This is a genomic window from Parafannyhessea umbonata, assembly GCF_900111255.1.
GTDB lineage: Bacteria > Actinomycetota > Coriobacteriia > Coriobacteriales > Atopobiaceae > Olsenella_J > Olsenella_J umbonata_A.
The window spans coordinates 1-9,069 of the sequence record NZ_FOGP01000010.1 but is presented as its reverse complement, the minus strand read 5'-3'; the positions used below and the strand labels follow the sequence as shown (position 1 = coordinate 9,069).

The following is a 9,069-nucleotide window of genomic DNA, read 5'->3' as shown; positions in this document are numbered from 1 at the left end:
TGGACCTCCGTCCCGGTCGGCGTCTACTACCAGTCCAACAGGTCCGCGGGCTTCATTAAGACCGACCCCGGAGTCGAGCCCGACAGCACGACCACCGCCCCCGCGATTCCGTCCGGCTTCTCTGGTGACTGGCGCTACGTGCTCGGCGCCTCGCAGACGGACACCGTCGGCGTGGTCTACGACTCCGACACGAAGCCCCTGGCGGGCACGCTCTCGCTCGCCCCCGGCGCGACCGCGTCGATCATGGACCTGCTCGGCACCAAGAACTCCCACACGCACAAGGACTGGACCTTCATCATCATGAACGCGACCAACAGCGCCACGGCTGATCTTACCGTTACGTTCCACGCAAACGGCGGCTCGGGTACCATGGCGGCTCAGACCGTACCCTATAACACCGCAGCTGCTCTCAACTCGAATGCTTTCACCAATCCTGGTTACGCATTCACTGGATGGTCTACCACCGCTGGAGGTAGCGTCGCCTATGGCAACGGTGCGACCGTTACGCTTACTAGCAATCTTGACCTTTACGCTGTTTGGACCGCAAGGAACGATTACAAGGTGACGTATGACGCCGGCAGCGGCGGCACCTTCGGCGGTTCTAACACCTCCGATCTGAACGGGCTCTCTTTCACGTCCGTCGTTCCTGCGACGGCCCCGGCTGGCGCACCCACCCGTTCTGGGTTCAATTTCACCGGCTACAATACGAAGGCCGATGGCACGGGCCTTGCGATCTCTGGTTCGCAGACCTATGATCAGCTTGTGGCGGCCAATGGTGCTGCCGACGCGGATTCGGTCACCGTGTATGCGCAGTGGTCTGCTAAGGCCTCCTATACCATCTCCTATAACACGAGCGGTGCGGATTCAGGGGCAAATCCTGCTTCCACTACCGTCGTTGATGGCTCTAACGTTACCCTCGACGCCGGCACGGGATTCGCTCGTACTGGATATGACTTTGGCGGCTGGTCGGATGGCAGTACCACCTATTCGGGCGGCGCGTCCTTCGGCCCCGTTACCTCTAATGTTCAGTTCATCGCGGTCTGGAACGGCAAGGCTGCGACCATCGTCTTTAACAAGGTCGCATCTGACGCTACCGGTACCATGGGTAATCTCACTGGGTATAAGACGGGTGAGACTGTTCCCGCTCTGACTGCAAACGCTTTCTCTCGTAACGGATACAATTTCGCGGGCTGGACCACTGCGTCCAACGGCACGGGGACCGTTATCCCCGACGGGGCGTCCTTCGTCGTTCCCGCCACTTCCGACGGCGTCGTTAACCTCTACGCAAAGTGGACCGCGCGCAACGATTACATGGTCTACTTCGATAAGAACGGTGGATCTGGCGACTCTTCGAAGTCTGGTCTCAGCTGGGGCTCCACCGCATTCACCCCCGGCGCGGCCAACAATACTGCCAACTCCAACCCCACGCGCGGCAACTACTCGTTCCAGTCTTGGAACACGAGTAAGGATGGCTCTGGCATGACGGTCAATGCCTCGACCGTCTACAGCGCCATCGACAGCTTCTTCAACAACGATTCGTCTCACACCGGTTACGTCACCGTGTACGCCATCTGGCAAGAGAACATGGTCACCATCAACTATGCTGCCGGCAGCGCGGTTACGGGCCTCGAGGTCAAGGTCAACGGTGCTTCTGGTACTTCCAAGTCCGAATCTGTCGGCTCTGTCAGCGGCAAGCATACCGATGACACGTCAATCTATGGCGCCGAAGTCGTCATCCCGACGGGATATGTGTTTGACAAGTGGACGACGGATGGCGCTGGCATGAATGCAGTGTCCAACTCCTTCGTCAATGGCACCTCCCACAAGATCACGCCGCTGCCCAACGCCGGGGTGTACGACGCGGCAACTTACTACCTCTGGGTGACTCCTCGTTCTGACCTCACGTATACCATTGAGTTCTACCTCGAGAATTCCGGCTCGACCGACAGTACGATTGCTTCTAACTACAGCAAGGACACGGCTCGCACCGTCACCGTGAACAACGCGACCATGGGTGATGTCGTTACTCCGACTAATGCGAATGGAAACAACTACACTATTACGGTGATTCCCGGTTACTCTTACGTTGCTCCTTCCGTTCTTGGAGATGCCTCCATCACGGTCAATGCGACTGGACCCAATGTCCTCAAGCTCTACTTCAAGTTCAATTCTCTGAATATCGTTTATAACTGGACCGGAAATGTTCCTGGTACCATCACGTTCCCGACGAGTCCTGTCACGGCTCACGCCGGCGATACGGTTACCACTCCTGACCCCGGCACGTACTACGGTTATAAGTTCAACGGCTGGACCGCAACGTACAACGACGGCAGCGTGAGGACGCTCACGCTTACCGGTTCGGACATCAAGAACAAGACGTTCACCATGCCGGGTTATGACGTGAGGCTCATCGGCGATTGGTCGTACGACACCTTCGATGTCACCTATGACACCACCGATGCTGCAAAGGGAACCATTAAGGACAATGGCACCGATACGAGCAACGCAACCATTACCAAGACCGGCATTGCGTACAACAGCACGCCCACCGACGTCGTTACCGTTGCCGAGAAGGATACAGCGAACTGGTACTTCATCGGTTGGACTTGCGATATGGATACGGATGGCGACGGCGTGTACGATGTCACCGGTGTGGCCACGGCTAACCCCATGTCCGTGACCATCCTCGGCAAGACATTGTTCACCGCTCAGTGGGGTACGACGATGACAATCGCCTACGACCCGGGTGTCGGCGGAGACTGGAGTCTCTCCGACGCGTCCACTACCGGCCTCACCCTTTCCGATCCTATCCCTGCATTCCCGACCAGCCTTCTTGACGGGGGCTTCCCCAAGGCCAAGCCCGGCTACGAGTTCGTGGGCTGGAAGTGGACCGAGGGCGGTGCTTCGTATGCCGACTACGCTGGTGAGACGGGTACTACTCAGAAGACTAGGCCCGTCAGCCCCGATCCTGTCTCGGCCCTGGGCGGATCCACGACCTTCGTTGCCCAGTGGAAGCTTATAAGGTTCACTCTCACCTATGTCCATACGCAGGAGGATGGCACGGATTTCTCTCCGGCTGCCACTTGGGGCGCTGGTGTTCCTGATCCTAACGAGTCTCACGCGGCGGGGGAGAGCTTCACCCTCAAGTCCTCCGGCATCACCCGTGACGGCTACACCCTCAGGGGCTGGAAGTTCGCGGGCGATCCCACCGTTTACAACGCGGGATCGAACATCAACATGCCTGCGGCCGCTTCGGTTCTCTACCCCGTTTGGGACGAGGCGTACGTGACCATCAACTACGCTGCGTCTCCGACTGCGGGTGGCACCGTCACCGTTTCGACCGAGAGCGTCAAGTCTGCCTCCGGAACGCACAACGATGGCACCGGAATTAGCGGTTCTCAGGCTATCCCCTCAACGGGCTACACCCTGGTTGGCTGGAAGGTTGGCTCGGCTTCCGGGGCCAGCGTTCCTGCCGCGTGGGTTGCTACCGACGGAACCCTTACCCCGCAGGTTGGGAGTAGCGGCATCTACGATGCCGAGACGTACTACGCAGTCTTTGAGCCCATTCAGTACACCGTCACCTACACCTCGGATGCCAACGGAAGTATCACCGGCATAACGACGGAGAACGTTGCATACGGTTCGAACCCTGCTGGTACTTCCGCCTCTGGTAACCCCGGATATGTGCTCGACGGCTGGGAGTACAACTACAAGGATGCGACCGGCAATACCCTGACGGGGACGAGCTATAACGTTGCATTCCCGACTACCATCACGATTTACGACAACGCGACGTTTAAGGCGATTTACAAGGCGGCGTCTGGGTACACCGTCCTTTATGACGAGCTTGGTGGTTCTGCGGTTAGCGACCGCACTGGCCTCACCTACGATGCGGCCAACATTCTTCCCACCGGCGTTTCCACCAAGGCTGGCTACACGCTGGCCGGTTGGTACTGGACCTCTGATTTCACGTCTGGCACCGATGTGACTTCCACGATGAAGTTCAATGAGGTCTACGAGAGGCCCAACGTCTCCACCAAGACGGCCAACTCGCTCACCCTGTATGCGAAGTGGGTCGAGAAGACTGGGTACACCGTTCGCTACAACACCGAGGGAGGCGTTTCTCCTACCGGCAACGCGAATGCCTTCGATGACAAGAATCCTGTCACCTGGACCCAGACCGGTCTTCTTCCCAGCGAGAATCCGGTCAAGGACGGCTACACCTTCGACGGCTGGTACAAGAGCGAGACGGACTTCTCTGCGCCCAACAAAGTGAGCAGCGGAGATGCCTACAGCTCTCTTGCTGCGAGCGACTCGGTTATGACCGTTACGCTCTACGCCCACTACATCGAGAACACCTATGTCGTCAAGTACGACACCGACGGAGGTAACCCCATTGCTGATAAGACCGGCGTCAAGTGGGGGGATACTAACCTGACCGTCACTCCCACGAAGACCGGGTACACCTTTGTCAAGTGGGTTTACTATGGTCCCGACCACGTTACGCTGACCTCCAATGAGGCAACCTCCGCAACGCCCTTCTCCACCATCGCGGGCAACGACTCCAGCGTCTCCTATGCCACAATCAAGGCAATTTGGGCCCAGGATGGTAAGTACAACGTTCAGTACTTCATCGTGAGCGCTGACGGTACGGTTACTTCCATGCATCACCAGTCGACCCCCGTTTCGGCAGCCGCTGGTACCGTCGTGGATGCTACTAATGCCACTCCGAACCCCGAGAACATCGACTATCGCACCGAGAGCATCCCCGGCTACCACTTCGATGCCTCTGACACCAACAACGTCCTCTCCGTTACGATCGTCAGTGGGTCTACGGTTCCCCTGAAGCTGTACTTCCGCGAGAACACGTTCTACTCCGTGGGGTATGACCTCAACGGTGGCACCGCAGGCAGTGGGGGGAATTATTCCGACAAGACGGGTGTTGCGTGGACTCAGAAGGGGCTTATCCCCTCTGTTGACCCTGTCCGCAACGGCTACACGTTTGGTGGCTGGGAGTACACGCCCGATGGTGGCGCCACGGCCACTGCGATCTACGGCACTAACGACCCCTCCTACGGCCAGATTGCCGGTGACCCCGCTGCCTCTTCGACTGCCAAGAGGATCCTCAAGGCAATCTGGAATGTGGCCTCTGTCACCATCAACTACATTGCGGATCCCTTTGGGTACGGCTCCGTGTACGCGACCACCGAGACCGTTAACGCCCTCACGGGCCTACACAGTGATGGCTCGACCATTACTGGCTCCACCCCCACGGCCAATAGCGGCTACAAGTTCATCGGGTGGGTCTACAATGACGATTCTGGCGAGCACGCGGTCAACGCAGCTTGGGTTGACGCGAGCAACAAGCTTACGCCCCAGGCTGAGAGCGGCGCATGGGTCGCGAGGACCTACATTGCAAAGTTCGCGGACCTTTCCGCAACGACATACACGGTCGAGCACTATAAGCAGGCCCTTGACGGAAGCTACGGCACGACCCCCGATGACGTGGACACGATTTCCGCCACTGAGGGCACTGCCATCTCCAGCATCATTCCTAAGTCCTACACTGGCTTTACCTACAACCCGAGTGTTACGGGTACGGTCTACACAGGCGTCGTCGGCGTTGACAGCGGCGGCAACCCCACCCTCGTGCTCAAGGCCTTCTATACGCGCAACGCCCACAAGGTGACCTACCAGTACAACAACAGCGTATCTGGAGCTCCTGCGCTTCCGAGCCCGGCTGTAATCAATGGCGTCCTGTACGGCGACACCTTTACCGTCTCCGATCCCGCTCCTACACTTTCTCACTACACGTTCAACGGGTGGAACGTGACGGATGCGTCTGGTAGTACTATTACGGTTGCCGCTGACCATACGTTTGCGATGCCGGATTCCGACGTGACTATCTCCGGAAACTGGGTCAAGGAAAGCTATGTGGTCAACTTTATCTCCGGTGATACCAGCAAGGGGCTTGTCACTGGCACCGGTACGACTCAGAATGTCGATTACAACGGCAATCCGTCTATGGCCAACGTCTCCGCGACCCCGTCCACTGGTTATTACCTGGTCGGCTGGGACTATGACATGGATACCGACGGCGATGGTGTAATCGACGCTAACGGTTCTACCAAGAGGCCTCAGGACATTGCAATTCTCGGCAACACAACCTTCACTGCGATTTGGGCTCACAGCTTTACCGTCTCCTACCTGCCTGGTAGCGTCGGAACATTCACTGCCCACGTCGCTGGACGTACCGAGTTCGCAAACCTTGCGTTCAATGCGGTCTGGCCTGGCTATAACGGTGAGGTTGACTCTCTGACAAGCGATCCCGCCGGCCAGACGGGCTACGTCTTCCTTGGCTGGATGTGGGAGGATGGGTCTGGCAACAAGCACTACACCTATAACGACTCCGCCAACGGCATTACGCAGGAGACTCTGCCCACCGCCGTCGACACTAACTATACCCTCACCGCAATGTGGGAGGGCAAGCCCTACGACCTTACCTTCATGCACGTCGGCACTGACGGCAACGAGTTCTCGCCTGTCGCGGTGTGGGGGAGTGGCGTGACCGTCACCTCCGGCAACGTGATCGAGAATCACAAGGCCGGCACTACCGTTACCCTTTTGGGCACCGGTGCCATCACTCGCGCGGGCTACACACTGAAGGGCTGGACCACTGACGGTTCCGACTTCTGGCCCGAGAGTGACACTGGTTTCGTGATGCCTGCGGCGAACACCAAGCTCTACCCGGTCTGGGACTATGCGGGCCTCGTGATAAATTACGTTGCCAATCCCAGCTCCTACGGCGGCGTCTCGAGGACCTCCGATAGCCTCAGCACCGAATCCGCGGCACCCGCTGGCTCGACGGCAACCGCCAACACCGGCTATAAGTTCGATCACTGGGAGGATGCGTCTGGCAACACTATTACCGACCCGGCCTGGATCTCTGGCGCGAATGGCGAGACCCTTACACCCCAGAAGAACGGTAGCGGCTTCTATGACGCGGTTACCTACACTGCGGTGTTCGTCGCCGATGCCAATACCAATTACACCGTCGAGTACTGGCTCGCCGATGACGCGACCAACTCTACGTTCTCTCACAACACGACCTACAAGGCGGATGAGATCCTCACGGGGACGACTGGTACGACTGTAAACGCTCCCTCGCCAGCGCCTTCCATTACAGGCTTCACGTTCGATTCTCCGAACGCAGGCAATGTACTGAGTACCACCATCCTTGCGGATGGATCGGCTGTCCTGCGTCTCTTCTACACGCGCAACATCTTCACTCTCACGTATGCATTCGCAGCTGATGTTCCCTCCGGTGCCACTTCCGTCCTTCCCGCAACGACTACCGTTGCTTACGGAATCGTTCAAACGGTGCCCACCGGATTTGAGAACTCCTACCCTGGCTACACCTTCGTCGGGTGGACCACGAGCGATGGCACGACTCCCACCACCGTTGCGGCCGACGGCACGTTCTCTATGCCCGCAATGAACCTCACGGTTACGGGCACGTGGGCCGTCAAGGATGGCTTCGAGGTCGTCTACGAGGAGAATAACGACGACGATGCTGCTGGCATCGATGTCATCGACCTCACCAACGTGAAGTGGCACGATTCCGGCTTCACGAACACCACGAGGGCCGATTCCACCTCCGGCAACCCGACTCGTGCGGGCTACAACTTCGGCGGCTGGTTCCTTGACAACGGCGTCTGGGCCCAGCCTGTCACGCCCGGCAGCACGTATGGCGCCCTTGCGGGTAGCGATACGGTCACCAAGGTTACGCTGTACGCCAAGTGGGACGAGGCCGGCGATTACGCTATCGAGTACTACGATGATCCCGCCACCCTCAATAAGATCGCTTCGGACCGTACCGGCGTCGCCTGGAGTACGACTGGCCTCGGCGCCTCGATCTTCTCTGCGCCTGCCAGCAGGACCGGCTACAAAGTCGACGGTTGGGCGTACCAGAAGGCCGACGGCACGATGATTGCCATTACTCCTGCCACGGTCTACTCGACCGCTTACACCGACGGCCAGGGGGCTGCCAAGATTCTGAAGCTCTACGCCAACTGGGTGGGTATTACTTACACGATAAAGTTTGATGCCAACGACGCGACCTACCCGACCGCTGATCCCGCGACCGGTTCTATGACTGACCAGAGCGTCACCTATGGTGCCGCGGGCGACAGCCTTACTCCCAACGCGTACTCTCGAGAGGGCTATAACTTCATCGCCTGGAACGTCATTCCTTCCGGCCTTGGCACCGCCTATGCTGACATGCAGGCCATTAATCCCGACTTCACCTCGACCGACGGAGACGTTATCACCCTTTACGCAATCTGGGGCGCAAAGTCCCAGGACAGCTCTGGTACGCCCTACAGCGTCATCTATGATGAGGACGGCGGAAATGCCGTCGTTGACCTGCCCGAGTCCTCTACGGTGCCGGTTGTTAAGTGGGATACCGCAAACCTTGACACCGTCTACGACGCTGCATATAAGAACCCGACCACCCCGCGCAAGGCTGGCTTCAACTTCATTGGTTGGTTCACGGACAATGTAGCCTGGTCTCACCAGGTGACCGCGGGGGAGACCTATGGCCAGCTTGTCAAGCTCCTCGGTGGCAACGATGAGACTAATACGCTTACTCTCTACGCTAAGTGGGACGAGATCGGCGGCTTCCAGGTCATCTACGAGGAGAACAACGACGACGACCCGACCGGCGTCGACGTGGACGACCTGCCCAACTCCGTCGTGACCGACGTCAAGTGGTCGACCTCCGGCTTCGACACCACCTACGTCTCCGGCGTCGCCGGCGGCCCGACCCGCCAGGGCTACGCCTTCGCCGGCTGGTTCAAGGACGCGGGCCTCACCAACCCCTACGCCTCCGCAGAGGCGTACAAGGACCTCGTCGCCAGTACGTCCGTTACCAGCGTCACTCTCTACGCCAAGTGGGACGTCAAGCACTCTGACGCCGGCGTCGACTACAAGGTTGTCTACGAGGAGAACAACAACGGCGATCCCTCCGGCGTCGACGTCGACGACCTGCCCAACTCCGTCGTCACCGTG

At 58.7% G+C, this 9,069-nt stretch carries 1 protein-coding gene; it reads left to right on the top strand.

All coding sequences use genetic code 11. The features are described 5' to 3' along the window. Window positions 1-9,069, top strand: a 9,069-nt coding sequence (locus BMY31_RS08685; RefSeq protein ID WP_091009917.1) for an InlB B-repeat-containing protein, incomplete at both ends; no start/stop codon positions are given.